The organism is Variovorax sp. GW822-FHT04A09, assembly GCF_058801005.1.
In genome coordinates, this window is sequence record NZ_JBXAMV010000003.1 from 126,457 (window position 1) to 151,817 (window position 25,361).

23 protein-coding genes are annotated in these 25,361 nt (G+C 68.9%); 16 read left to right on the plus strand and 7 right to left on the minus strand.

All coding sequences use genetic code 11. The annotated features are described in order from the left end of the window. Nucleotides 1-38: 38 nt before the first annotated feature. Nucleotides 39-1,481 carry an MFS transporter gene (locus AC1RLW_RS17050; protein WP_493194090.1) on the plus strand — a complete coding sequence of 481 codons (1,443 nt, stop codon included), beginning with the start codon at nt 39-41 and terminating at the stop codon, nt 1,479-1,481. 6 nt (nt 1,482-1,487) lie between these two features. On the opposite strand, the gene AC1RLW_RS17055 is transcribed toward AC1RLW_RS17050, so the two are convergent. After that, entirely contained in the window at nt 1,488-2,780 is a 1,293-nt protein-coding gene (locus AC1RLW_RS17055; RefSeq protein ID WP_493194092.1) for an SUMF1/EgtB/PvdO family nonheme iron enzyme, read from the minus strand. A gap of 167 nt (nt 2,781-2,947) precedes the next feature. On the opposite strand from AC1RLW_RS17055, the gene AC1RLW_RS17060 reads away from it, so the two are divergent. The 3 genes from AC1RLW_RS17060 (at nt 2,948) to AC1RLW_RS17070 (ending at nt 5,608) form a co-directional block, all read left to right on the plus strand. Next, nucleotides 2,948-3,487: a TRAP transporter small permease subunit gene (locus AC1RLW_RS17060; RefSeq protein ID WP_070061823.1), complete on the plus strand. Its 540-nt coding sequence runs from the start codon at nt 2,948-2,950 to the stop codon at nt 3,485-3,487. 64 nt (nt 3,488-3,551) lie between these two features. Beyond that, nucleotides 3,552-5,090 (plus strand): TRAP transporter large permease, encoded by a 1,539-nt coding sequence (locus AC1RLW_RS17065; protein ID WP_062468805.1) that lies wholly within the window; start codon nt 3,552-3,554, stop codon nt 5,088-5,090. Further along, nucleotides 5,087-5,608: a hypothetical protein gene (locus AC1RLW_RS17070; RefSeq protein ID WP_493194096.1), complete on the plus strand. Its 522-nt coding sequence runs from the start codon at nt 5,087-5,089 to the stop codon at nt 5,606-5,608. The genes AC1RLW_RS17065 and AC1RLW_RS17070 overlap by 4 nt, the downstream gene beginning before the upstream one ends. Before the next feature lie 73 nt (nt 5,609-5,681). Here AC1RLW_RS17070 and AC1RLW_RS17075 read toward each other — a convergent pair whose 3' ends face one another. The 4 genes from AC1RLW_RS17075 to xseB form a co-directional block, all read right to left on the minus strand. After that, complete coding sequence (locus AC1RLW_RS17075) at nt 5,682-6,761, minus strand: TRAP transporter substrate-binding protein (RefSeq protein ID WP_062468808.1); 1,080 nt, start codon at nt 6,759-6,761, stop codon at nt 5,682-5,684. 130 nt (nt 6,762-6,891) lie between these two features. Then, nucleotides 6,892-8,736: a 1-deoxy-D-xylulose-5-phosphate synthase gene (gene dxs, locus AC1RLW_RS17080; protein ID WP_070061821.1), complete on the minus strand. Its 1,845-nt coding sequence runs from the start codon at nt 8,734-8,736 to the stop codon at nt 6,892-6,894. Nucleotides 8,737-8,758: 22 nt separating this feature from the next. Then, nucleotides 8,759-9,688 carry a polyprenyl synthetase family protein gene (locus AC1RLW_RS17085; RefSeq protein ID WP_493194098.1) on the minus strand — a complete coding sequence of 310 codons (930 nt, stop codon included), beginning with the start codon at nt 9,686-9,688 and terminating at the stop codon, nt 8,759-8,761. Beyond that, nucleotides 9,685-9,951, minus strand: a complete 267-nt coding sequence (xseB, locus tag AC1RLW_RS17090) for an exodeoxyribonuclease VII small subunit (RefSeq protein WP_062468817.1) — start codon at nt 9,949-9,951, stop codon at nt 9,685-9,687. Before xseB ends, AC1RLW_RS17085 begins: the two co-directional genes overlap by 4 nt. 272 nt (nt 9,952-10,223) lie before the next feature. Here xseB and AC1RLW_RS17095 point away from each other — a divergent pair, with 272 nt between their 5' ends. The 8 genes from AC1RLW_RS17095 (at nt 10,224) to AC1RLW_RS17130 (ending at nt 19,052) form a co-directional block, all read left to right on the plus strand. Next, entirely contained in the window at nt 10,224-11,369 is a 1,146-nt protein-coding gene (locus AC1RLW_RS17095) for an aromatic ring-hydroxylating oxygenase subunit alpha (protein ID WP_062468820.1), read from the plus strand. A 58-nt stretch (nt 11,370-11,427) separates the two neighbouring features. Then, a complete protein-coding gene (locus AC1RLW_RS17100) occupies nt 11,428-12,360 on the plus strand; it encodes a DMT family transporter (RefSeq protein ID WP_062468822.1) in 933 nt (310 codons plus the stop codon). 53 nt (nt 12,361-12,413) lie between these two features. After that, nucleotides 12,414-13,322, plus strand: a complete 909-nt coding sequence (locus tag AC1RLW_RS17105) for a sulfurtransferase (RefSeq protein WP_062468825.1) — start codon at nt 12,414-12,416, stop codon at nt 13,320-13,322. Further along, nucleotides 13,319-13,909: a DUF2796 domain-containing protein gene (locus tag AC1RLW_RS17110; protein WP_493194101.1), complete on the plus strand. Its 591-nt coding sequence runs from the start codon at nt 13,319-13,321 to the stop codon at nt 13,907-13,909. The genes AC1RLW_RS17105 and AC1RLW_RS17110 overlap by 4 nt, the downstream gene beginning before the upstream one ends. A gap of 4 nt (nt 13,910-13,913) precedes the next feature. Then, the gene (locus AC1RLW_RS17115; RefSeq protein ID WP_492743405.1) at nt 13,914-14,660 is read left to right on the plus strand and encodes an ABC transporter ATP-binding protein; all 747 of its coding nucleotides are present in this window, start codon (nt 13,914-13,916) and stop codon (nt 14,658-14,660) included. Continuing rightward, complete coding sequence (locus tag AC1RLW_RS17120; protein ID WP_070061815.1) at nt 14,657-15,919, plus strand: ABC transporter permease; 1,263 nt, start codon at nt 14,657-14,659, stop codon at nt 15,917-15,919. The genes AC1RLW_RS17115 and AC1RLW_RS17120 overlap by 4 nt, the downstream gene beginning before the upstream one ends. 2 nt (nt 15,920-15,921) lie before the next feature. Beyond that, nucleotides 15,922-16,548: a DUF3299 domain-containing protein gene (locus AC1RLW_RS17125; protein WP_493194103.1), complete on the plus strand. Its 627-nt coding sequence runs from the start codon at nt 15,922-15,924 to the stop codon at nt 16,546-16,548. A 188-nt stretch (nt 16,549-16,736) separates the two neighbouring features. Then, on the plus strand, nt 16,737-19,052 hold the full coding sequence (locus AC1RLW_RS17130) for a DUF3300 domain-containing protein (RefSeq protein WP_493194105.1): 2,316 nt from the start codon (nt 16,737-16,739) through the stop codon (nt 19,050-19,052). A gap of 42 nt (nt 19,053-19,094) precedes the next feature. Here AC1RLW_RS17130 and AC1RLW_RS17135 read toward each other — a convergent pair whose 3' ends face one another. After that, nucleotides 19,095-20,366: a M20/M25/M40 family metallo-hydrolase gene (locus tag AC1RLW_RS17135; protein ID WP_062468836.1), complete on the minus strand. Its 1,272-nt coding sequence runs from the start codon at nt 20,364-20,366 to the stop codon at nt 19,095-19,097. A gap of 136 nt (nt 20,367-20,502) precedes the next feature. Between AC1RLW_RS17135 and AC1RLW_RS17140 the strand changes: the two genes are divergently transcribed. Both AC1RLW_RS17140 and AC1RLW_RS17145 read left to right on the plus strand, forming a co-directional pair. Continuing rightward, entirely contained in the window at nt 20,503-21,141 is a 639-nt protein-coding gene (locus tag AC1RLW_RS17140) for a class I SAM-dependent methyltransferase (protein ID WP_493194106.1), read from the plus strand. A gap of 176 nt (nt 21,142-21,317) precedes the next feature. Then, nucleotides 21,318-22,970 (plus strand): ankyrin repeat domain-containing protein, encoded by a 1,653-nt coding sequence (locus AC1RLW_RS17145; protein ID WP_493194108.1) that lies wholly within the window; start codon nt 21,318-21,320, stop codon nt 22,968-22,970. A 20-nt stretch (nt 22,971-22,990) separates the two neighbouring features. On the opposite strand, the gene AC1RLW_RS17150 is transcribed toward AC1RLW_RS17145, so the two are convergent. Then, the gene (locus AC1RLW_RS17150) at nt 22,991-23,791 is read right to left on the minus strand and encodes a sulfite exporter TauE/SafE family protein (protein ID WP_493194677.1); all 801 of its coding nucleotides are present in this window, start codon (nt 23,789-23,791) and stop codon (nt 22,991-22,993) included. Between the two features lie 129 nt (nt 23,792-23,920). On the opposite strand from AC1RLW_RS17150, the gene AC1RLW_RS17155 reads away from it, so the two are divergent. After that, a complete protein-coding gene (locus AC1RLW_RS17155; RefSeq protein ID WP_493194109.1) occupies nt 23,921-24,685 on the plus strand; it encodes an AraC family transcriptional regulator in 765 nt (254 codons plus the stop codon). Nucleotides 24,686-24,759: 74 nt separating this feature from the next. Further along, entirely contained in the window at nt 24,760-25,200 is a 441-nt protein-coding gene (locus AC1RLW_RS17160; protein WP_493194111.1) for a surface-adhesin E family protein, read from the plus strand. Nucleotides 25,201-25,361 lie beyond the last annotated feature (161 nt).

The following is a 25,361-nucleotide window of genomic DNA, read 5'->3' on the forward strand; positions in this document are numbered from 1 at the left end:
TACAACGCGGGGGTGATGCGCTTCGCATAATGCCCCGCATGACGGTTCTGCGCAGCGACATCCCTGCCCGCCTGGACCGCCTGCCGTGGTCGCGCTGGCACTGGCGCGTGGTGATCGCGCTGGGCGTGGCCTGGATCCTCGACGGCCTCGAGGTCACGCTGGTGGGCTCCATCGGCGCGGTGCTGGAGCGGCCCGACACGCTCGGGCTCACGGCGGCAGAAATCGGCTGGTCGGGTTCGATCTACATCGCGGGCGCGGTGATCGGCGCGCTGGTGTTCGGCCGGCTCACCGACCGGCTCGGGCGCAAGAAGCTCTTCCTGCTCACGCTCGTGGTCTACACGCTCGGCACGCTGGCCACGGCCTTCTCCCCCAACTTCGCCTTCTTCGCGCTGTGCCGCTTCGTCACGGGGCTGGGCATCGGCGGCGAGTACGCGGCCATCAACTCGGCCATCGACGAACTCATTCCGGCGCGTGTGCGCGGGCGCGTCAACCTCGCGATCAACGGCAGCTTCTGGATCGGTGCGGCGCTCGGCGCGGCGCTGAGCCTCGTGCTGCTCGATGCGCGCGTGATCGGCCCCGTGTGGGGCTGGCGCGCGGGCTTCGCGCTGGGCGCGGTGCTGGCGGTAGCCATCCTGCTGGTGCGGCGCCATGTGCCCGAGAGCCCGCGCTGGCTCATCGCGCACGGACGCGCGGATGAGGCCGAGCGCATCGTCGCGGACATCGAGCGCGAAGTCGAAGTGCAGCACGGCCCGCTGCCCGCCGCGCAAGGCCACGTCATGTACACCGCCGCACGCCAGAACAGCCCGCCGATGCGCGAGGTGGCGCGCGTGCTGCTGCGGCGCTACCCGGCGCGCAGCGTGGTGGCGACGGCGCTCATGGTGTCGCAGGCCTTTTTCTACAACGCGATCTTTTTTACCTACGCGCTGGTGCTCACGCGCTTCTACGGCGTGGCCGAGGGCCGCGTGGCGCTGTACATCTTTCCGTTCGCGCTGGGCAACGTGCTCGGGCCGCTGCTGCTGGGCCCGCTGTTCGACAGCGTGGGCCGACGCCGGATGATCGCGCTGACCTATGTGCTGGCCGGCGTGGGCCTGGCGCTCACGGGCTGGGCCTTCATGCAGGGCTGGCTCGACGCGCGCAGCCAGGCGCTGTGCTGGTCGGCGGTGTTCTTTCTTGCGTCGGCGGCGGCCAGCTCGGCCTACCTGACGGTGAGCGAGGTGTTCCCGCTGGAGATGCGCGCCATGGCCATCGCGATCTTCTATGCCATCGGCATGGGCGCGGGCGGCTTCGTGGCGCCGGTGCTGTTCGGCCTGCTGATCGAGACCGGCAGCCGCGGCGCGGTGATGGTGGGCTACCTGATCGGTGCCGTGCTGGTCATCGTCGCGGGGCTGCTGGCGCTGCGCCACGCGGCCGATGCGGAGCGCAAGCCGCTGGAGGAGGTCGCGCCGCCGCTGTCGTCGGAAGCCGGCGGCGAGCGGCCCTGAAGGCGGCTACAGCGCGCAGGTACGGAAGCCGAAGAAGCCGTCGTCGGCATCGGGCAGCGCAAAGCCACGGCGACGCGGCGACCGCAGCCGCGCACGCGTCGCGAACGAGGCGCCGCGCAGCACGCGCGCACGGCCGAAGGCGGCCACCGGATCGAACTCGCCACCGGCGCTCCACGGATCGGCCCGGAAGCCCGGCCAGGGTTGCAGCGTGCCTGCCGTCCACTCGTGCACGTCGGCCCAGCGGAAGCCCCGCCGCGCGGCGGTGTGGGCGGCGATTTCCCATTCGACCTCGGTCGCGATGCGCCGGCCGGCCCAGCGCGCCCAGGCGTCGGCCTCCCACCAGCTCAGGTGCACGGCGCTGTGGTGCCCGGCCGCGCGCACGGTGACGCCGAAGCGCTGCTGCAGCACCGAGCCACCCGTGCCGTTGCGCGACACGCCGATCTGCTCCACATGGCGCGGCCCGCGCCGGCCTTCGGTCTGCGCGGCGAGCCAGCGCCAGCCGTCGCTGTGCCACAGTTCCTCGCGGTCGTAGCCGCCGTCGTCGACGAACTCGATGTACTGGTCCCAGGTGACGGGCTGGGCGTCGATCTCGAACTCGGGCACGTCGACGCGGTGCGCCGTGCCCTCCTGCGCAAACAGGAAGCCGCTGTGCTCGGGCAGGCCGAGCTCCCAGCGTGTGGCCGGCAGCAGCAGCGGCTCGCGCGTGACGGCGGTGGGCGGCTGCTCGATGTTCAGCGGCAGGCCCAGCGTCTGCGCCAGCACCACGAGCTGTTCGCCGCGCAGGTCTTCATGGAAGAGCGCAAGCCGGTAGAAGTACAGGCCGGCATCGGTCTCGGCGGCGTTCTCGAGCAGCTCGAGCGTGCTTTCGAGGGTTTCGAGCAGGTAGGCCTTGGTCTGGCCCAGGCCCGGCAGGTCGGGCGACCAGCAGCGATCGGCCGCGCCCTGGGCCGGGTTCCACCAGTCGTCGGCGTCGGGGTCGATGGCGGCCAGCCGCGTGGGCCGCACGGGGCAGTCGATGCCGAAGGCGCGCTGGGTGTTGCGCCCGATCCACCATTCGGCGAACCAGCCGATGTGGCCCGCCAGCCAGACCGGCGGCACCACGCCCGGCTGCGGCGGCACGCGCATGGCTTCGCCCAGCGCCTGTTCGAACAGGGACAGCAGGTGCAGCGTGTGGTTGCGCGCGTCGATGAGGGCCAGCGAGAGCAGGTCGCGGCCGGCGCGGCGCATGTCGGGCGAGTCGATCGACAGGGGCGGGCTCGCCGCACCGAAGGGCGTCGAAGGCGGCGGGCTCGAAGACATGGGCCATTATGGCGACCGCCCGACAGGCCCTCTGGCGACGCGGATTCCGGGTAAACCCGAGTTTGTGTCAAGGCAATACTAAGGTTCACCGAGATACCATTGCGGGCTTTGCGCGCAGCCCCCACCAGGGGCCGGCGCTTCACCTTGGGCTTCGCGGGAGACACCCCTTGTCTGTATTCCTCAAATTCGCGGCCGTCATGGACTGGGTCAGCGAAAAACTCGGCAAATTTGCCGGCTATGCGGTTCTGGCCGCGTCGCTCATCTCGGCCGCCAATGCCTTCGTCCGGTACGGCTTCGACTTCAGCAACAACGCCTTCCTCGAGATCCAGTGGTATCTGTTCGCCGCCACCGTGATGCTCGGTGCGCCGGTGGTGCTGCGCTTCAACGAGCACGTGCGCGTGGACATCATCTACGGCAAGCTCAAGGGCCACGGGCCGGTGTATGTCGACCTGTTCGGCCTGACCTTCTTCCTGCTGCCGGTGATGGGCCTGCTGACCTACCTCACCTGGCCGTTCTTCTGGAACACCTGGGTGTCGGGCGAGATGTCGGGCAACATCGGCGGGCTGATCCGCTGGCCCGCCGCGCTGCTGATGCCCGTGGGTTTCTGCACGATGTTCCTGCAAGGTGTCGCCGAGATCATCAAGCGCATCGCCTACCTGCGCGGACTGATCGAGATGAACACGCACTACGAGAAGCCGGTGCAGTGATGGCGTTCGTCGCGCTTCGCCAGACCGCCCCGACACCGCCCGTACCGCAGGACAAGTAGACATCATGCACATGGAAAATTTCGCCCCGATCATGTTCGCGGGGCTCGTGGTGATCATGCTGATCGGGTTTCCGGTCGCGTTTTCGCTCTCGGCCCTCGGCCTGATCTGCGGCTTCTTCGCCATCGAGATGGGCTGGTTCCCGGCCGGCTTCATGGCCAACCTGCCGCTCAACGTGTTCGGCATTTTGTCGAACGAGACGCTGCTGGCCATTCCGTTCTTCACGCTCATGGGGGCGGTGTTAGAGAAATGCGGGCTCGCCGAGGACATGCTCGACTCGATGGGCCAGCTCTTCGGCCCGATCCGCGGCGGCCTGGGCTACTCGGTGATCATCGTGGGCTTCATCCTCGGCGCCATTACCGGCACGGTGGCCGGCCAGGTGATCGCGATGGCGATGATCTCGCTGCCGGTCATGATGCGCTACGGCTACAACATGCGTTACTCGACCGGCGTGCTCGCCGCCTCGGGAACCATCACGCAGCTGGTGCCGCCCTCGCTGGTGCTGATCGTCATGGCCGACCAGCTCGGCACCGACGTCGGCCAGATGTACAAGGGCGCCTGGGGCCCGTCGATCCTGCAGGTGGTGATCTTCGCGATCTACACCTTCCTGGTCTCGCGCATCCGTCCGCACTACGTGCCGGGCCTGCCCGCCACGGCGCGCACGCTGCACGGCTGGGCGCTGTGGGGCAAATGCCTGCGCGGCATCATCCCCTCGGCCATCCTGATCTTCGCGGTGCTCGGCTCGATGGGCGGCCTGCCCTTCATGGACAAGGCCATCGCCACGCCGACCGAGGCCGGCGCCATGGGCGCGGTGGGCGCGCTGGTGCTGGCGCTCATTCACCGGCGCCTGAACTGGGCGCTGATGAAGGACGCGATGGAAGGCACCATGCGCCTCACGGCGATGGTGGTGTTCATCCTGATCGGCTCGCGCGTGTTCTCGCTGGTGTTCCAGGGCGTGGACGGTGCCAAGTGGATCGAGCACATGCTCTCGGGCCTGCCGGGCGGCCAGATCGGCTTCCTGATCGCGGTCAACATCTTCGTGTTCTTCCTGGCGTTCTTCCTCGACTTCTTCGAGATCGCCTTCATCATCCTGCCGCTGCTGGGCCCCGTGGCCCACAAGCTGGGCATCGACATGGTCTGGTTCGGCGTGCTGCTGTGCGTGAACATGCAGACCTCGTTCATGCACCCGCCCTTCGGCTTCGCGCTGTTCTATTTGCGGGGCATCGCCGACACCCTGTTCAAGAACGGGGCGCTGCCCAAGAAGGTGGAGTCGCGCGACATCTACTTGGGCGCCGTGCCCTGGGTCGTGATGCAGCTGCTGCTGGTGGCCATCGTGATCTTCTTCCCGCAGACGGTGACCGTGTTCCTCGAGAAGGAAAAGGTCGTCGACATCGACAAGGTCAACCTCGACATGCCGGTGGACCCGAACGCGCCGCCCGCCACCGACAACGGCGTGAACATGGAAGACCCGTTCGGCAACCAGAAGACGCCCGAGGAAACGCCGGCGCCGGCGGCCCCGGCGGCGGGCGAAGCCTCCAAGCCGTGAGCGACGCCCGCCCCGGCGACGCCCCGAACGACCACCCCGCGACGACAGAAGGCGGCCCGCTCGAAAGCGCCGCCTTCCCGCCGCTGCTGCGCACGCTGGCGGTGGTGCTGGTGGTCGATCTCTTCGCCTTCGCGCTGTGGAGCCTGCCGTCGCTGCGCACCACCAGCTGGTCGGCCACCAGCCTGTTCGTCTTCGGCGTGGCGGGCCTGTGCGTGATCTGGGTCGGCTACTGGATCGTCTACAGCCGCACCCGCCTCGAAGGCGACGTGCTGACGCAGACCTGGCTGTGGAACAAGCGCGTGAGCGCGCAGGACGTGGCGCAGCTCAAGCTGGTGCACATCCGCATGCTCGAGCGCGTGATCGCACCGCGCCTGCTGGTGCGCCGGCGCTTCGGCGGCATCACCTGGTTCCACGCCTACGACCCGCAGGTGCTGATCGCGTTCGGCGAACAGGTGGCGATGCGCACGCTGCCCTCCACGCCGCCGCCCTCACCCGAACCTGACCCTGAACCCAAATGAAAAAGCCCCGCCGAAACCGGCGGGGCTTTTTTTCTTGTGAGGTGCGAAGCGCCGGGTTGCGGCGCCGCGTGCCTTACAGCTTCTGCTGTTGCATGAAGCGGTCGAAGGTGCCTTCGGTGTAGCGGAACCAGGCGTTCTGGTCGGCCAAGAACTTGGACCAGTCGCTGTAGATCTTCTTCCACTCGGGGTTGCTGTTGTTCAGGTCCGAGTAGATCTGCTGGGCCGACTTGAAGGCGGCGTTCATCACGTCCTGCGAGAACGGACGCAGCTTGGTGCCCGAGCCCACGAGCTGCTTGAGCGCGATCGGGTTCTTGGCGTCGTACTTGGCCGTCATCGTGATGTTGGCGTGCGCGGCAGCCGCTTCGACCACGGCCTTGAAATCAGCCGACAGGCTTTCCCATGCCTTGGTGTTGATGTAGAAGTCGAGCTCGGGGCCGCCTTCCCACCAGCCGGGGTAGTAGTAGAACGGGGCGATCTTGTTGAAGCCCAGCTTCTGGTCGTCGTACGGGCCGACCCATTCCAGGCCGTCGAGCGTGCCCTTTTCGAGCGCGGGGTACAGGTCGGCGCCGGGGATCGATTGCGGGATCACGCCGAAGGGCTCGAGCACCTTGCCGGCGAACGGGTTGGTGCGGAACTTCAGGCCCTTCAGGTCGGCGACCGACTTGATTTCCTTGCGGAACCAGCCGCCCATCTGCGCGCCCGTGTTGCCGCCCGGCAGGTTGATGATGTTGTACTTGGCGTAGAAGGCGCGCATCAGCTTCAGGCCGTTGCCTTCGTACATCCAGGCGTTCTGCTGGCGGGTGTTCATGCCGAAAGGCACGGCGCAACCCAGGCAGAAGGTCGGGTCCTTGCCGTAGAAGTAGTAAGGCGCCGTGTGCGCCATTTCGACCGCGCCGCTCTGGATGCCGTCGACCACGCCGAAGGCGGGCATCAGCTCGCCGCCCGCGTGCACGGAGATCTGGAACTTGCCGCCCGTCATGTCGCTCACGCTCTTCGAGAACACCTCGGCGGTGCCGAAGATGGTGTCCAGCGACTTGGGAAAGCTCGATGCGAGACGCCAGCGAACGGTGGCTTGCGCGTGAACCGCGGGCGCGATGCCGGCAGCCAGAACGCCCGCGATGCCGGCGTTTTTGATGAGGGAACGACGATCCATTGAATTCACTCCGAGTGCTTTGGAAAAAACAAAACGCGGCTTGTGACCGCGTCAGGGACTTTTGTGAGTCCTTTTGATTGTAAAAACGCGCTTACAGGTGGCCGGCGGGGGTTTACCCTGCGACCTCTTGTCAAACGAAGCGTTTCTTGATTGCGGCGGCAATGCCGTCGGCATCGAGGCCGATCGATGCGAGCAGCTTGGCCGGATCTCCGTGCTCGATGAAGCGGTCGGGCAGGCCCAGTTGCAGCACCGGCTTCTGGATGCCGGCGGCCTGCAGGGCCTCGACCACCGCACTGCCCGCGCCGCCCATGATGGCGCCCTCTTCGAGCGTGACGAGCGCGTCGTGCGTGCCCGCCACCTGCAGCAGCAACTCGACGTCGAGCGGCTTGGCCCAGCGCATGTTGACCACGGTGGCATCGAGCGACTCGGCCGCCGTGAGCGCCGGGTACAGCAAGGTGCCGAACGCGAGGATGGCGATGCGCTGGCCTTCGCGCCGGACTTCGCCCTTGCCGAAGGGCAGCGCGTCGAGCGTGAGGTGCGGCGTGGTGCCGGCGCCCGCGCCGCGCGGGTAGCGCACGGCCACCGGATGGTTCTGCTCGTAGGCGCTCGTCAGCAGCTGACGGCACTCGCGCTCGTCGGCCGGGCAGGCGATGCTCATGTTGGGAATGCAGCGCAGGAACGGGATGTCGTACGCACCCGCGTGCGTGGCGCCGTCGGCGCCCACGAGGCCCGCGCGGTCGAGCGCGAACACCACGGGCAAGTTCTGGATCGCCACGTCGTGGATCAGCTGGTCGTAGGCGCGCTGCAGGAAGGTCGAGTAGATCGCCACCACGGGCTTCAGGCCCTCGCAGGCCAGGCCGGCGGCGAAGGTGACGGCGTGCTGCTCGGCGATGCCGACGTCGTAGTAGCGATCAGGAAAGCGCTTCTCGAACTCCACGAGCCCCGAGCCTTCGCGCATCGCGGGCGTGATGCCCACGAGGCGGCCGTCGTGCGCGGCCGTGTCGCACAGCCACTGGCCGAAGACCTGCGTGAAGGTCTGCTTGGCCGCCGTGGTCGACTTGACCAGGCCAACCTGCGGATCGAACTTGCCCGGGCCGTGGTAGGCCACCGGGTCGGCCTCGGCGAGCTTGTAGCCCTGCCCCTTCTTCGTGACCACGTGCAGGAACTGCGGGCCGTCCAGGTGCTTGAGGTTCTCGAGCGTGGGCACCAGCGAGTCGATGTCGTGGCCGTCGATGGGGCCGACGTAGTTGAAGCCGAACTGCTCGAACAGCGTGGCCGGCACGACCATGCCCTTGGCATGCTGCTCCAGGCGCTTGGCCAGCTCGAACAGCGGCGGCGCATTGCGCAGCACGCTCTTGCCGACGCTCTTGGCGGCGGCGTAGAAGTTGCCGCTCATGAGCTGCGCAAGGTAGCGGTTGAGCGCACCCACCGGCGGGCTGATCGACATGTCGTTGTCGTTCAGGATGACCAGCAGCTTGCAGTCGCACACGCCCGCGTTGTTGAGCGCCTCGAAGGCCATGCCGGCCGTGAGCGCGCCGTCGCCGATGATGGCCACGGCATGGCGCTTCTCGCCCTTCTGCTTGGCGGCCATGGCCATGCCGAGCGCGGCCGAGATGCTGGTCGACGAATGGGCGGTGCCGAAGGTGTCGTACTCGCTCTCGGTGCGCTGCGGAAAGCCCGAGATGCCGCCGAGCTGGCGCAGCGTGGGCATGCGCTCGCGCCGGCCCGTGAGGATCTTGTGCGGGTAGGTCTGGTGGCCCACGTCCCACACCAGCCGGTCGTGCGGCGTGTTGAACACATGGTGCAGCGCCACCGTCAGCTCGACCGTGCCGAGGTTGGAGCTCAGGTGGCCGCCGGTGCGCGAGACGTTGTCGAGCACGCAGGCGCGCACCTCGTCGGACAGCTGCTTGAGCTGGGCCCGGTCGTACTGGCGGATCGGCGAAGGGTCGTGGAGAGTGGGAAGCAGCGGAGCCATGGAGGTGGGTTCTTTGTTCTTCTCAGCGGTCGCGGTCGACCACCATGTGGGCCAGGGCGCGCAATGCGGCGGTGTTCGTCAAGCCGCTCTTGCCCAATGCGGCAATCGCGTCAGCCAGGAGCTGGCTCGCCTGCGCGCGCGCGCCGTCCAGGCCGAGCAGCGACACGTAGGTGGGCTTGTCGGCCGCGGCGTCCTTGCCGGCGGTCTTGCCCAGGGTTTGCGAGTCGGCGGTGACGTCGAGGATGTCGTCGACCACCTGGAACGCCAGGCCGATGGCGGCGCCGTAGTCGCGCAGCGCCGCCAGCGCGGCCGGCGACACGGTGCCGCAGGCGGCGCCCATCTCGACGCTGCCCTGCAGCAGCGCGCCGGTCTTCAGGCGGTGCATTTCGCGCAGCTGGGTTTCGTTCAGTGCGATGCCGACGCTGGCCAGATCGATGGCCTGGCCGCCGGCCATGCCCTGGCTGCCGGCCGCGCGCGCCAGCAGGCGGCACAGCAGGGCCTGCATGGCCGCGGGCACCTCGTCGCTCTCGGGTGCGAGCAGCTCGAAGGCCAGCGCCTGCAGCGCGTCGCCCGCGAGCAGCGCGTCGGCCTCGCCGAACTTCACGTGCACGGTGGGCTTGCCGCGGCGCAGCACGTCGTTGTCCATGCAGGGCAGGTCGTCGTGCACCAGCGAATAGGCGTGGATGAGTTCGGTGGCGCAGGCCGCACGCAGCGCGGCGTGGGCGTTGCCGCCGACCGCTTCATTGGCCGCGAGCACCAGCAGCGGCCGCAGCCGCTTGCCGCCGTCGAGCACGGCATAGCGCATGGCGTCACCCAGCAGCACCGGCGCATCGACGCCGACCCAGCGCGACAGCGCCGCTTCGACCGTGGCCAGGTGGGGCTCGGCCCAGCCGGCCAGCGTCTTCGCGTCCCAGGGGGTGGTGGCGGTGGAGGTCATCGGGACGGCGCTCATTCGGCCGTCCAGGGCTTGAGGCTGCCTGCGTCGAGCACCTTGATCTGGTCCTCGACCGCCTGCAGCTTGTCGCGGCAGAAGCCGAGCAGTGCGGCGCCGCGCTGGTAGCTGCCCAGCAGCTGGTCCAGCGGCAACTGGCCCGATTCGAGTTCTGCAACCAGTTGTTCCAGTTCCTGGAGCCCGGCTTCGTAGCTGGCGGGCAGCGGCCCGGTGTCGGGCGTCGCCGCCGGGCTGGTCGTGGAAGGAGAAGGCACCTTGGGCATGCAACGAATCGTGGATGAAACGGAACATTTTAGGGCGGGGGCGCAACGAACCGCCGGGCAGCCCGCGCACGCGCGCGCGACCCTTTGCAACACCCTGTATGACGCCCGGCCATGCGAGGCCAAAACCCGGCGGGCGCAAAAATGCCCCCCGGGTACAATCCCCGCTTCCCCCGCCGGTCACACCGGCACACCTCTTCGGGCCGTCACCCTTGCAGACGGCGCCTTCCGTTTTTTCTTTTTTTCTCCCTGTGGGGAGCTTGGTCAGGTCCTCCATGTCTGATTTAAGTCTTCAACTGCAGCAGGCCGCGAGCCAACTTCCAGTTACCGCGTATTTCGACGAGGCCCTGTACGCCCGCGAAATGCAGAACCTTTTCGCGCGAGGGCCCCGCTACGTCGGGCACCGACTGGCCGTACCCGAGCCGGGTGACTTCCACACCCTGCCGCAAGAACACCAGGGCCGCGCGCTGGTCCACACGCCCAAGGGCGTGGAGCTCATCTCGAACGTCTGCCGCCACCGCCAGGCCCTCATCCTGCAGGGCCGGGGCCAGCTCGACACCCAGACCGGCGGCAACATCGTCTGCCCGCTGCACCGCTGGACCTACGCCGCCAAAGACGCCCGCACCACCGGCACGCTGATCGGCGCCCCGCATTTCGACCAGGACCCGTGCCTGAACCTGCACAACTACCCGCTCACCGAATGGAACGGCCTTCTGTTCGAGAAGAACGCCGACGGCAGCGGCCGTGACGTGGCGGCCGACATGGCGGGCCTGGGCCCGCAGGCCGACCTCGACTTCTCGGGCTACGCGCTCGACCGCGTCGAGCTGCACGAGTGCAACTACAACTGGAAGACCTTCATCGAGGTCTACCTCGAGGACTACCACGTCGGCCCGTTCCACCCCGGCCTGGGCAGCTTCGTCACCTGCGACGACCTGCGCTGGGAGTTCAAGCCCGAGTTCTCGGTGCAGACGGTGGGCGTGGCCAACCGCCTGGGCCGCGCGGGCAGCCCGGTCTACCAGAAGTGGCAGGAGCAGTTGCTCAAGTACCGCGACGGCAAGCCGCCGAAGTACGGCGCGATCTGGCTCACCTACTACCCGCACGTGATGATCGAGTGGTACCCGCACGTGCTCACGGTGTCGACGCTGCACCCGGTGAGCCCGACCAGGACGCTCAACATGGTCGAGTTCTTCTACCCCGAGGAAATCGTCGCCTTCGAGCGCGAATTCGTCGAGGCCCAGCAGGCCGCCTACATGGAAACCTGCGTGGAAGACGACGAGATCGCCGAGCGCATGGACGCCGGCCGCCGCGCGCTCATGCTGCGCGGCGACAACGAAACGGGCCCCTACCAGAGCCCCATGGAAGACGGCATGCAGCAGTTCCACGAGTGGTACCGCAACGCGATGCAACAACCACGCGCCTGAACGCCGCCCCGCCCCGCACCCGCCGGGGCTTTCTTTTTTCTGATCTGGATGTCAATCGATGCAAGCGCTGTGGATGGTGCTCGGGGCCTTTCTGTTCGCCACCATGAGCGTGGTCGTGAAGGTGGCCTCCGAATGGTTCAACAGCGGTGAGATGGTCCTGGGGCGCGGCCTCATCGGCATCGTGTTTCTCTGGCTGCTGGCGCGCAACCGCGGCACCTCGCTCGCCACCAAGTACCCCGGCATGCACGCCTGGCGCAGCACCATCGGCGTGGTGTCGCTCGGTGCGTGGTTCTATGCCATCGCCCACATGCCGCTGGCCACGGCCGTCACGCTCAACTACATGAGCAGCGTGTGGGTCGCCGCCTTCCTGGTCGGCGGCGCGCTGCTGGCCTGGGTGCCGGTGCCCGGGCGCGACGGCCGCATCGAGCGCCCGCCGCTGCAGGGCCCGCTGGTGATGACCGTGCTCGCGGGCTTTGCCGGCGTGGTGCTCATGCTCAAGCCCACGGTGGGCGGCGGCGACGGCTTCGCGGGCATGCTGGGCCTGCTGTCGGGCGTCACGGCCGCCTTTGCCTACATGCAGGTGGTGGCGCTGTCGCGCATCGGCGAGCCCGAGCTGCGCACGGTCTTCTATTTCGCGGTCGGCTCGGCCGTGGCCGGCGCCTTCGCCACGGCCGCGACCGGGTTTTCGGGCGGCAGCTCGTGGACGTGGCAGCATGCGCTGTGGCTGCTGCCGATCGGCCTCTTGGCTGCCCTCGGACAGCTGTGCATGACCCGCGCCTACGCCACCGCGAAGACCCAGGCCGGCACACTGGTGGTGGCGAACCTGCAATATTCGGGCATCGTGTTCGCGGCCTTCTACAGCGTGGTGCTGTTCGACGACCGCATCGACGCCGCCGGCTGGGCCGGCATGGCGCTGATCATCGCCAGCGGCATCGCGGCCACCGTGCTGCGCCAGCGGGCCGTGCCGAAGGCGCCGGCCGAAGAACACTGAACGCTGCAGCCACGGCACCCATCGCCGAACCATTTTTCGAAGGAGCTCTCACCATGTACACCACCCTCATCTCCGTCGAACAACTCAGGCAGCTGCGCGAGGGCGACTCGCCCCTCATGGTGTTCGACTGCAGCTTCGACCTCATGAAGCCCGAGGCCGGCGCGCAGCTGTATGCCGCCGCGCACATCCCGGGCGCGCAGTACGCCAACCTGGACACCGACCTCAGCGCGAAGCACGGCCTGCCCGGCGCGCGCGGCGACGTGGTGGTGGCGCAGGACGACGGCGTGCCCGCCTCGGGCGGACGCCATCCGCTGCCCAGCCGCGAGAAGTTCGCGGCCTGGCTGTCGTCGGTGGGTTTCTCGAACACGATGCAGGCCGTGGTCTACGACCGCAACGGCGCCAACTACTGCGGGCGCCTGTGGTGGATGCTCAAGTGGATGGGCCACGACGCCGTGGCCGTGCTCGACGGCGGCCTGCAGGCCTGGCAGGCCGCGGGCGGCGAAGTGACCGACCGCGAAGAGCCCGCGCGCTTCCAGTCGAATTTCGTACAGGGCGAGCCGATCGCCAGGCTCGTGACCACCGACACCGTGGTGCGCCGGCTCGGCCAGCCTGACCAGAACCTGATCGACGCGCGTGCCGGTGCACGTTACCGCGGCGAGGTGGAACCTCTGGACCCGATCGCGGGTCACATCCCCGGGGCCCTGAACCGGCCCTTCGCCGACAACATCGGTCCCGACGGCAAGTTCAAGCCCGCCGCGCAACTGCGCGCCGAGTTCGAAGCACTGCTCGCGGGGCGCGATGCGGCGACCGTCGTCCACCAGTGCGGCAGCGGCGTGAGCGCCGTGCCCAACCTGCTCGCGATGCAGATCGCGGGGTTCGGGACGACCGCGCTCTATGCCGGCAGCTGGAGCGAATGGAGCAACACGCCGGGGCTGCCGACCCGGCAAGGCGCAGAACCATGATGCACACCCTGCACACCCGACTTCGACGCACGTCCTCCGGCTTCGCACTGACCGCCGCCGCGCTGTTCGCGGCCGCCATCCTTCCCGCACAGGCCCAGCAACAGCACGCGCATGTGCACGGCCAGCTCAAGCTCGACGTGGCCATTGACGGGCCCACCATCGTGATCGCCATGGAATCGCCGCTGGACAACATCGTCGGCTTCGAGCGCGCGCCCAAGACCGACGCCGAGAAGAAGACCGTCGAGGCCGCCATCGCCCAGCTGCGCGCGGCCGACAAGCTCTTCACCATCGACCCCGCCGCCAACTGCAAGCTCGGCCCCGTCGACCTGCGCTCCGGCGCGCTCGGCCTAGGCAACCCCGACCCCGCCGAATCGGGCGGGCACGCCGACCTCGACGCCTCTTTCTCCTTCAACTGCACCCAGGCCGCCGCCGCGAAGTTCATCGACCTGAACCTGTTCGCGGCCTTCAAGGGCGCACGCCAGATCGACGTGCAGATCGCCACCGCGCAAGGCCAGTTCAAGCGCCAGCTGAAGCGCCCGAGCGGCGCGCAGGCGGCGCAGCCTTCCCGCCTGACGCTGGGCAAGTGACAGCGTGAGCACCCTCCCGCAGGCCGAGACCACGCACTTGCGCGTCGTGCTCGCCGCCGACGCCCTGCGCTTCACCTGGCCCGGCGTGAAGACACCCTGCATCGACATCGAGGCCCTGCGCATCACGGCGGGTGAATCCGTGTTCCTGCACGGCCCGAGCGGCTGCGGCAAGAGCACGCTGCTGTCGCTGCTGGCCGGCGTGCTGGTGGCCGACGAAGGCCGCGTCACGCTGCTGGGCCACGACTGGGCCAAGCTCTCGGGCACGCAGCGCGACCGCGCCCGCGTGGCGCACGTGGGCTACATCTTCCAGCAGTTCAACCTGCTGCCCTACCTGAGCGTGCTCGACAACGTGCTGCTGCCCTGCCGCTTCTCGGCACGGCGCGAGGCGCAGGCCGCACGCAACGGCAGCTCGCGCGACGAAGCCGAACACCTGCTCGACCAGATGGGCCTGGACCGCGCGCTGTGGAAGCGCCAGGCGCTGCAGCTGTCCGTGGGCCAGCAGCAGCGCGTGGCCGCGGCGCGCGCGCTCATCGGCCAGCCCGAGGTCGTCATCGCCGACGAGCCCACCTCCGCGCTCGACGAAGACCGGCGCGAAGCCTTCCTCGACGTGCTGCTCACGGCCTGCGCCGTGAACCACAGCGCGCTCGTGTTCGTGAGCCACGACCAGCGCATCGCGCCACGCTTCGCGCGGCACGTGCTGCTGCCAGAGATCAACCGTGCGGCATCGAGCGCGATGGCGGTGGACGCATGAGAGCACTTTTTTCGATCGCATGGCGCAGCGCCTGGAACCGCCGCTTCACGCTCGCGCTGACGGTGTTCTCGATCGCGCTGTCGACCTTCCTGCTGCTGGGCGTCGAGCGCATCCGCACCGAGCTGCGCGAGAACTTCGCCTCGTCGGTCTCGGGCACCGACCTCATCGTGGGCGCGCGCACCGGCTCCACGCAGCTCCTGCTGTATTCGGTGTTCCGCATCGGCGCGGCCACCAACAACATCTCGTGGAAGAGCGTGCAGGCGCTGCAGGCGCACCCCGGTGTCGACTGGGTGGTGCCGCTGTCGCTGGGCGACTCGCACCGCGGCTTCTCGGTGCTCGCCACCACGCCCGAGTACTTCACGCACTTCCGCTACGGCGACCGCCAGACGCTCAAGCTGCGCGAAGGCAAGCCCTTCGACGCGCTGTTCGATGCCGTGGTTGGTGCCGAGGTGGCCGACAAGCTCGGCTACCACGTGGGCCAGAAGATCACGCTCGCCCACGGCAGCGGCGAACTCAACGTGGCCGAGCATGCCGACAAGCCCTTCACCGTGGTGGGCGTGCTCGCGCGCACCGGCACGCCGGTCGACCGCACGGTGCACATCGGCCTGGCGGCGATGGAAGCCATCCACCTCGAATGGGTGGGCGGCGCGCCGATGCCGGGCGTGAAGATTCCGGCCGAGCAGGTGCGCAAGTTCGACCTCACGCCCAAGAACGTGACGGCCGCGCTCGTGGGCCTGAAGAACCGCGCCGCCGTGTTCGGCGTGCAGCGCTGGATCTCCACCTACACCGGCGAACCGCTGATGGCCATCCTGCCCGGCGTGGCGCTCGACGAACTGTGGAGCGTGATCGGCATCGGCGAGAACGCGCTGCTGCTGATGTCGGCCCTGGTCGCGCTCGTGAGCCTCGCGGGGCTGGTGTCGGTGGTGATGGCGGGCCTGAACGAACGCCGCCGCGAGCTGGCCGTGTTGCGCGCCGTGGGCGCGGGCCTGCGCCATGTGCTGGCGCTGCTGGCGCTCGAAGGCGCGCTGGTCACCGTGCTGGGCGTGCTGCTGGGCGTGACGATGGCGGTGCTCGGCATCGCCCTGCTCTCGCCATGGCTGCAGGCGCAGTTCGGGCTGACGCTGAGCCTGTCCGAACCTACACTGAACGAATGGCTGCTGACGGCGAGCCTGCTGGTCGCCGGCTGGCTCGCGAGCCTGCTGCCCGGCATCCGGGCCTACCGCCTGTCGCTGGCCGACGGCCTTTCTCCGAGAATCTGACCATGACGAAGACCTCCACACCCCGCGTGCTCACCGCCCTGTCGATGCTGCTGGCCGGCGCCGGCCTCGCAGCCGCCGCCTGGGCCGCCGAGCCCGCACCGAAGGACACCACCGCGACCAACCCGCTGGGCGGCAAGCCGGCAGCAGCCGCGCCCCAGGCCGCGGCGGGCCAGCCGCGCCAGATCAGCTGGGAAGAGCTGGTGCCCAAGGACTGGGACCCGGCCAAGGCCTTCAAGGGCGTCGACCTGAGCACGCTCGACGACGGCGACCCGCGCGCCAACGAGCTGCTGATGAAGATGCAGGAGGTGTCGAACAACGCGCCCACCAACCCCGCGCTCAACGGCGTGGAAGTGAAGATCCCCGGCTTCATCGTGCCACTCGAAGAGGCCAAGGGCGAGGTCACCGAGTTCCTGCTCGTGCCCTACTTCGGCGCCTGCATCCACACCCCGCCGCCGCCGGCCAACCAGATCCTGCACGTCATTCCGCAAAAAGGCGCGAAGTTCCGCGCCATGGACACCGTGTGGGTCACCGGCAAGCTGCAGACGCTGCGCAACGACTCGATGATGGGCGTGAGCGGGTACCACGTGAAGGCCAGCAGCGTCACCAAGTACTCGGGCGGCGCCAAGTAACGACACAGAGGTTCTTCCCCGGGCGATCGCCACGTCGCCCGGTGGTCTCGTGGTCCTGCGCCGACAGCACAGGCGGCGCACCGCCGACACAGACCGTTGCATCCGGGGCGCAGGCTGTGTCATCGCCTGCTCTGGCCCGCCGTTGAAGGAGTTCCGGGCACCCTGCCGGCGTCTTCAGGACATGCCAGATGACACCCTCTCCCCACCGCCCCCGCCTTCAGCGGCGCCTCATGGCTTCGCTGTGCGTCGCAGCGTTGTTCGTTGCAGGCTGCGACAAGCCCGCACCACCACCTCCCGTCGCTGAAGCACCGGCCACCCAGGCACCAGCGCCCGTCGCCGCGCCGGTGCCCGCCGCCTACACGCCGCCTTCGGCCGAGCAGCTCTACCAGCTGGTCGCACCGATTGCGCTGTACCCCGACAAGCTCGTCGCGCAGATCCTGGCCGGTGCCACCTACCCCGATCAGATCACCGCGGCCCACGGCTGGCTGCAGCAGAACCCCACGCTCAAGGCCGGCCCGCTCGCCGACGCCGCCAACCAGCAGCCGTGGGACCCGAGCGTGAAGTCGCTCACTGCGTTCCGGCCCGTGATGGACCAGATGGCCGGCAACATCGCGTGGACCACCTCGCTGGGCAAGGCCTACTACAACGACCCGGCCGACGTGATGAACGCGATCCAGGTGATGCGCCAGCGCGCATCGAAAGCCGGCCGCCTCAAGAACAACGACAAGCTGCGCGTGGCGCGCGCCGCGACGCCGCCCAACTACACGCCCGCGCCCGACATGCAGCCGATGTACGCGGGCCCCCTGCTGATCGAACCGCCCGAGGAGCTCATCACCATCGAGCCCGTGCAGCCCGACGTGGTGTACGTGCCGCGCTACGACCCGCAGGTGGTGTACGACATGCCCGTGGCCGTCTACCCCGGCTATGCCTATGCACCGCCGCCGGTGGTGGTCGAGCCCGGCTACAGCCGCGGCCAGGTGGCCGCAGTGGGCGCACTGGCCTTCGGCAGCGGCGTGATCGTCGGCTCGGCGCTGGAGCGCCACGGCTGGGGCTGGAACGCCTGGAACATGAACTGGGGCGCGCCGCGCTGGCGCGACCGCGCGGCACCGCCGCCACCGGCCTACCGGCCTGCGGTGGTCTACAACAACAGCACGTATGTCTCGCGCTCGACCACGGTGGTCAACAACGTGCGCAACGTCTACAACAACAACTACGCAGGCGATCGCAGCGGCGCGCCGACCGGTGCGGCGACATGGCAAGCGGCGCAGCAGCAAGAGCAGCGGCAACAACAGGCGCGTGCCCAGCAGCAGCAGCAACAAGCGCTGATGCAGCAGCAGGCAGCCCAGAACCAGGTGCGCGAGCAACAGCAGGCCCAACAGGAACAGGCTCGGCGCCAGCAACAGGTGCAGCAGGGACAGGCCTTGCGCCAGCGCCAGGACCAGCAGGAGCAAGCCCGTCGACAGCAGATGCAGCAGCAACAAGCGGCACAGAACCAGCAGCGTCAACAACAGGCGCAGCAGGAGCAGGCACGGCGTCAACAGCAGATGCAACAGGACCAGGCTCTGCGCCAACGCCAGGATCAGCAGGAACAAGCCCGTCGCCAGCAGATGCAGCAACAGCAGGCCACGCAGGACCCGCAGCGTCAACAACAGGCCCAGCAGGAGCAGGCACGGCGCCAGCAGCAAGCGCAGCAGGAACAGGCACTGCGTCAGCGGCAAGACCCGCAGGAGCAAGCCCGTCGACAACAGATGCAGCAACAGCAGGCCGCGCAAGACCAGCAACGCCAACAACAGGCGCAGCAGGAACAGGCACGGCGTCAGCAGCAAGCGCAACAAGAGCAGGCACTGCGTCAACGCCAGGACCCGCAGGACCAAGCCCGTCGCCAGCAGATGCAGCAGCAACAACAGCAGCAGGCCCAGCAAGAGCAGGCGCGTCGCCAGCAGCAGGCGCAGCAACAGGAACAGGCATTGCGCCAACAACGCCAGGACCAGCAGGAGCAGGGCCGCCGCCAACAGATGCAGCAGCAACAGGCGCAACAGGAGCAGCTACGTCGCCAGCAGGAACAGCAGCAGGCCCAGGCCGCCCAGCAACAGCAACGGCAGGCACAGCAGGAACAGGCTCGGCGCGCGCAGCAGATGCAGCAGCAGGCTCAACAGGCTCAACAGGAGCAGGCCCGTCGCCAGCAGCAGTTGCAACAGCAACAACAGGCGCAAGCCCAGGCCGCGCAACAGCAACGCCAGGCCCAGATGGAACAGGCGCGCCAGATGCAGATGCAACAGCAGCAAGCCGCCCAGGCCCAGCAACGCCAGCAACAGGAGCAGATGCAGCGCCAGCAGATGCAGCAACAACAGCAGGCCGCGCAGAACCAGGCGCGCCAGCAGCAGCACCAGCAGGAACAGATGCAACGCCAGCAGGCGCAACAGCAGCAGGCGCAGGCTCAGGCCGCCGCGGCGGCCGCTGCCGCCCATCGCCGCCGCCCGGGCGATCCCAACGCACCGCAGTGAACCCGCGGCTCCTGCCCCGCGGGCGCACTGCGCGCTACGAACTCAGTTCTTGCCGATCTCGGTCAGCAGCCGCGTCACGAGGTACAGGCGCGGCACGATCGAGTCGACCTCGATGTACTCGTCGCGCGCGTGGTAGCCGAAGCCCGCGAGGCCGAAGCTCTCGACCACCGTGGCCTTGCCCGAGCGGCCCGCGAAGCCCGCGTCGGTGCCGCCGCCGGTCATCGGCGTCAGCGCCAGTTCGCGGTCGAGCTCCTTGTAGATCGCCTGCGCCTTCTCGGCCAGCGCGCGGCCCTTGGCGCCCGCGACGAAGGCCGGGCGGCCCACCTCGACCTTCACCGTGGTCTCGGTGTCGGGAATCAGCTTGCCGCTGGCGATCTTGGCCTGCAGCGCCTCGGTGAGTTTCTTCTCCGCACCGGGCTGCGTGATGCGGATGTCGCCCAGCGCCTGCGCCTTCTCGGTGATCTGGTTGATCGGGCCGGTGGCGCGCGCCACGGTCCAGTTCAGCGTCACGCCGGGGATGTCCTTGGCCAAGTCTTTCGTCTGCAGCATCTGGTACGACAGCTCGTACAGCGCGTTGCGACCCAGCTCGGGCGCGGCGCCGGCGTGCGCCGCGCGGCCCTTCACCTCGAGCGTGGCCTGCGCGATGCCGGCCGCGCCGAGCAGCAGCGACTCGCCCTTGGCCACCGCCTTGGCGGCCGTCGGCTCGAAGGACAGCACCGTGTCGTGCAGGTCGGCCGTGGTGGCGATGAGTTCGCCCGAGCCCACCGAGCCCACCTCTTCGTCGGGGTTCACGAGCACGGTGAGCGTGTCGTAGTCGCGCCAGCCCGCGTCGGCCAGGATCTTGAGCGACGCCATCATCACCGCGAGGCCGCCCTTGTCGTCGGCGATGCCGGGGCCGTAGATGCGGTTGCCGTCCACCTTGTAGGGCTGGCTGTTCAGGATGCCCGGCGCGTACACCGTGTCCATGTGGCCCTGCAGCATGATCTTGCGCTTGCCCGTGCCCTTGATCGTGCCGATGACGATGTCGGCGCCCGCGCCGGCCGAGGCCTTGCGGCGCTCCGTCTTGAAGCCGGCCGCCTTCAGGCGCCCTTCGATCACGTCGGCCATCTTCATCAGGCCCTCGACGTTCAGGCTGCCCGACTCGATGGACACCATCTCCTTCAGGTTGTCGATGACGGCGGGCTGTGCCTTCTCGGCCGCCGCCAGCAGCTTCGCATCGGGCGCCGCCTGCGCGGTGGCCACGGCGCCGAGCGCCAGGCCGCAGGCCAGGGCGACGGAACGCAGGGAGAAGAAAGACGAGGTACGCATGGTCATGAGAGTCTCTTTTCCTGGAGTGATTGGCGGGCGCCAGCATAGCGACATGGCGGGCGAAGCGGCGCAAATCGGCGACAGCGCCCGGGCGGCGGTTTACAGTGCGCCGCATCCTTCCACACGCCGCCGATCCAAGACCATGAGCCTCGCGAACGACGCCAGATTCTGGGACCGCACCTCACGCCGCTACGCGAAGAGCGCCATCGCGGACGAGGCCGGCTACGCGCGCACGCTTGAGCGGACCCACGCCCTCTTCAAGCCCGACGCGCGCGTGCTCGAACTGGGCTGCGGCACCGGCACGACGGCCCTGCGCCTCGCGGGCCATGTCCGCGCGTACCTGGCGACGGACATCGCCGAAGGCATGATCGCCATCGCCGAAGAGAAGCACGCCGCCGCCCCTGTGCCCGGCCTGGCGTTCCGCGTGGCGACCGCCGAGACGCTGGCTCCGGGCGAAGGCCCCTTCGACGCCGTGTTGGGGTTCAACTACCTCCACCTGGTGCGCGACCTGCCCGGCACGCTGCGCCGCATCCACGCCCTGCTCGCACCGCGGGGCCTGTTCATCTCCAAGACGCCCTGCCTCGGCGACATGACCCCGCTGCTGCGGCTGGCCTTGCTGCCCGCGATGCGTGCGATCGGGCTGGCGCCGCATGCCGGCGTGTTCCGGGCGGCGCAGCTCGGGGCGCATCTGCAGGTGGCCGGCTTCGAGGTGCTTGCGAGCGAGAACCACGCGACGAAGGGTGGCGAGAACCGCCCCTTCATCGTGGCGCGCAAGCGGTGACCTGCACTTCGGCGCGTGGCGTCGCCTCGATCCGATCCGCTACCATCCGAGCCGCGGTGCAAGCCGCGCCCGGGCCCGCGGGAAGGGTTGAACCCACTTGCCTTCTTCATGACGATCCACAGCCTTTTGTGCAGCCGGATTTGCGGGTCATCGGCGCCTGATGCACGGAGGTTTCCATGAAGCGCATTCCCGCCCGGCCCGACATCGGCCACCTGAAGAAGCAAGCCAAGGAACTGCTGGCGCTCTACCGCAGCAACGACCCCACGGCCTTTCACCGATTTCGCAGCGCCTTGCCGGCCGCATCGGGCAAGACCGATGCCGCTCTCGCCTCCCAGGGCTTGCGCCTGCACGATGCCCAATCGTGCGTGGCGCGCGAGTACGGCTTCGCCTCGTGGGCCGACCTGCAGGGCTTTGTCCTGGCCCGCAGGGCACAGGCCGATGACCCGGCCAAAGCGGTGCTCCATTGGCTGCGCCTCGTGTACGCGGGCGACATCGCCGGCGGCACGAACCGCGCACGGCCCGCGGCGGCCTTGCGCATGCGCGACGAGAACCCTGCCCTTACGGCGGCTGGCGACCCTTGGGTGGCCTGCGCCATCGGCGATGAAGCCGCGCTGCGCCACGCCACCGCGCAAGACCCGGCATGGGTCCATCGCGCGGGCGGCCCGCTGCACCTGCCGCCGCTCGTCGCCGTCACGCACTCCGGCCTGATGCGACTGCCCGACCATCGCGAACGCCTGCACGCATGCGCGAAGTTCCTGCTCGACGCCGGCGCGTCCCCCGATCAATCGGCCGGCAACCGCTGGCCTCCCGCATCGCTCGAAGCGCCGGCCGACACCGAGCGGCTTTCCGCGCTGTACGGCGCGGCCGGCCAGAACCACGACCCCGAACTGACGAAGCTGCTGCTCGACGCCGGGGCCGACCCGAACGACGGCGAGTCGCTGTACCACTCGCTCGACCAGCCCGCCTGCACGAAGCTGCTGCTGGAAGCCGGCGCGCGCGTGACGGGTTCGAACGCGCTGTACCGGGTGCTCGACCTGGACGACGTCGAAACGCTGCGCCTCCTGCTCGCACACGGCGGCGACGCGAACGAGCCGCCGCAGGGCCCGCCCATCTCGGACTGGGGTTCGCCGCTGCTGTGGGCCCTTCGCCGCCGCCGCTCGCCCGCACACATCGAAGCCCTGCTGACCGCCGGTGCACAACCGAACGTGTCCACGCCGGATGGCACGCCCGCCCACACGGTCGCCCTGCGCTTCGGGCTGACCGAGGTCGCGCAGCTGCTGCAGGCGGCGAGCGGTGAACAGACGCCGCTCTCCACCAGCGAAGCCTTCATCGCTGCATGCGCGCGCGGCGACGAAGCCACGGCGCGCGAACTGCAGGCGCGGCACCCCGGCCTCATCGGCTCGCTCGAGCCCACGCAGCTTCGCCTGCTGCCCGAGCTCGCCGCCCAGGGCTGCAGCGACGCGGTGAAGGCGATGGTCACGCTCGGCTGGCCGCTCGAAGTCCGTGGGGGCGACTGGGATGCCTCGGCGCTCAACCACGCCGTGTTCTGCGGCGATGCGGCGCTCACCCGGTTCCTGCTCGCACACGGTGCCGACTGGCAAGCGCCGCACGGCTTCGGCGACAACGCCTGCGGCACCTTGTCGTGGGCCTCGCTCAACGAGCCCGTCGAAGGCGGCGACTGGGTCGGCTGCGCGCAGGCCCTGGTGGCCCACGGCATGCCTCCTGCGCGGCCCGACCCGCAGGACGCGGACGGCGTACTCATCGGTGCGCGGCGCAGCGTGTTCTCGGACGAGGTCACCGACTTCCTGCTGGGCGCATCGATGGCGTGAAGCGAGACGGTGCCGTGCGCTCAGCGCACCACCATCGCACCGAACACCACGATCAGCAAGGCCAGGTAGACCTTGGCGTGGATGCGGTCCGGAATGCGCCCGATCCACAGCGCGGCGACACGGATGCCGATCCACGAGCCCACCACGAGCGCCGCCGCCGCGCGCACGTCGACATACCCCACATGCCACGGCCCGAACGCCGGCGTCGAGGTGGCGGACAGGGCCACGTAGGTGGCCGTGCCCGCCAGCGCCACCGGCAGGGACAGCGGGTTGGCCATGGCCGTCGCGCGGCTCATCTCGATGCCGCGACGGCGCATGAGCGGCACCGTCATCACGCTGCCGCCGACGCCGAGGAACGCGGCAATCCAGCCGATCGCCAGGCCCGACAGCGTCGTGGCCGCGAGAGAGGGCGCCGCCCGGCTCGCCACGGTCGGCGAAAGAAAGCCGGGGCGCAGCCAGCAGTCCACGATGGTCAGCGCCAGGTACGCGGCAAACGCCCAGCGCAGCCATTCCCCGTGGACCGCGCTGGCGGCCAGCGCCCCCAGCACCGCACCGGCTCCGATGACGCCCAGCAGCGGCCGGATGTGCGACCAGTCCAGCGTTCCGGCGCGCTGATGCCGCCACGTGGCCAGCAGCGCGCTGAAGACCATCACGCAGGTGGACGTGGCCACCGCGATCTGCATGGCCGACTGCCCGACGGCGCTGTCGGCCGCATTCAGCTGGGACAGCAGCTGGTAGAGCAACGGGACCACGACGAATCCGCCGCCGAAACCGAACAGCACGGTGGTGACGCCCGTCAGGCATCCGCACACCACCAACATCACATACAACGACACAAGGCACTCCATCGACACGGAAAGAAGCCTCGAGGCTAGAGTCCGAGGGTCTGGCGCGCTTGCGATGTTCAGTCAACAATATTTGCGTTCCGGCCAACCCACCGATCCGCTGCCGTGCGCAACCAGCCTCTCGACACCCTCGACTCCACGCCCCGCGCCGTGCTGGCCATCGGCACCGACTACGCGCCGGGCACCCTGCTCGAAATGCACAGCCACCGCCGTGCCCAGTTTCTCTACGGCGCGACCGGGCTGATGGAGGTGGGCACGGATGACGGCGCCTGGGTCGTGCCGCCCCACAGCGGCGTCTGGATTCCGGCCGGCAAGCCGCACCGGGTGCGGATGGTGGGCGTCAGCACGCGCAGCCTCTACATCGAGCCGGCCGCCGCGCCGCGCGGCGGTCCGCAGTGCGAAGTGCTGGCCGTGTCGCCGCTGCTGCGGCAGCTGCTGATCGAGGCCATCGACGTGCCGGCGCTGTACGACGAACGCGGCCGCGATGGCCTGTTGATGTCGCTGGTGCTGAAAGAAGTCGGCCGCGCGGCGGCCCTGCCCTTCTTTGCGCCGCTGCCGGGCGAGCCGCGACTGGCGGCGCTGTGCATCGCCTTCCTGCACGCGCCCGACGTGCGCACCTCGCCCCTGGCCTGGGCACGGCAGCTGCACCAGAGCGAACGCACCTTCAGCCGGTTCTTCCGCCAGCACACTGGGATGGCGTTCGCCGAGTGGCGCAGCCAGGCCTGCCTGCTCTCGGCCATGGCCCAGTTGGCAACGGGCCGGCCGGTGACCGCGGTGGCGCTTCAGCTGGGCTACGACAGCCCGGGCGCCTTCTCCACCATGTTCCGCAAGCGGCTCGGGCAGAAGCCTTCGGCGTTCATCGCGGCCTGAGGCGCAGGTTCTCGCCCGCGGCGATGCATGGCATTCTTCGCCTGCTTGCCACCGATTCACAGGGAGTGAAACCAATGAAGCCTCGTCTGCCCAGGCACCGCGCCGTGCTGGCATGCCACCTCGTCGCGTCCGCCTGCGCTGCAGCCACCTTGCTGACTGCAGTTGCCACACACGCCGCCGACACCTGGACCGAAATCGCCACCACCCCGCGCAAGCAGGTGCTGCTGCAACGCGATTCGATCAAGCCGCATGGCGATGCCGTGGAAGCGTGGACGCTCTACCGCTACGACGAGCTGCAGACCGACGTGGGCAAGACCCCGTTTCGCACCTCGCGCTATCTCTACGACTACGACTGCAAGGGTCGGCGCGAAAAGATGCGCCGCGTCGTCAGCCACAACGGGCCGCTGGAAGTGCACGACATCGACCTCGCCCGGCGCAGCGAGTGGAAGGCCGTGGGCGGCCCGACCACGGTGAGCGGCATCGTGTTCAAGCGCGTGTGCGCGCAGGTGCGCTGACCAAAAAGACGCACGGGCGCTTTCCAGCAACGTGAAGAGGGCCTGAGGGCCCTGCGTTGCCAGCAGGAACTGCCACTGCTACGATGCCCTTCCGCGGGAAAACAGCCTCCCGCGCTGCAAAGCAAGACGGTGTCCCGTCCAAGCGCTGGTGACCCTCAACG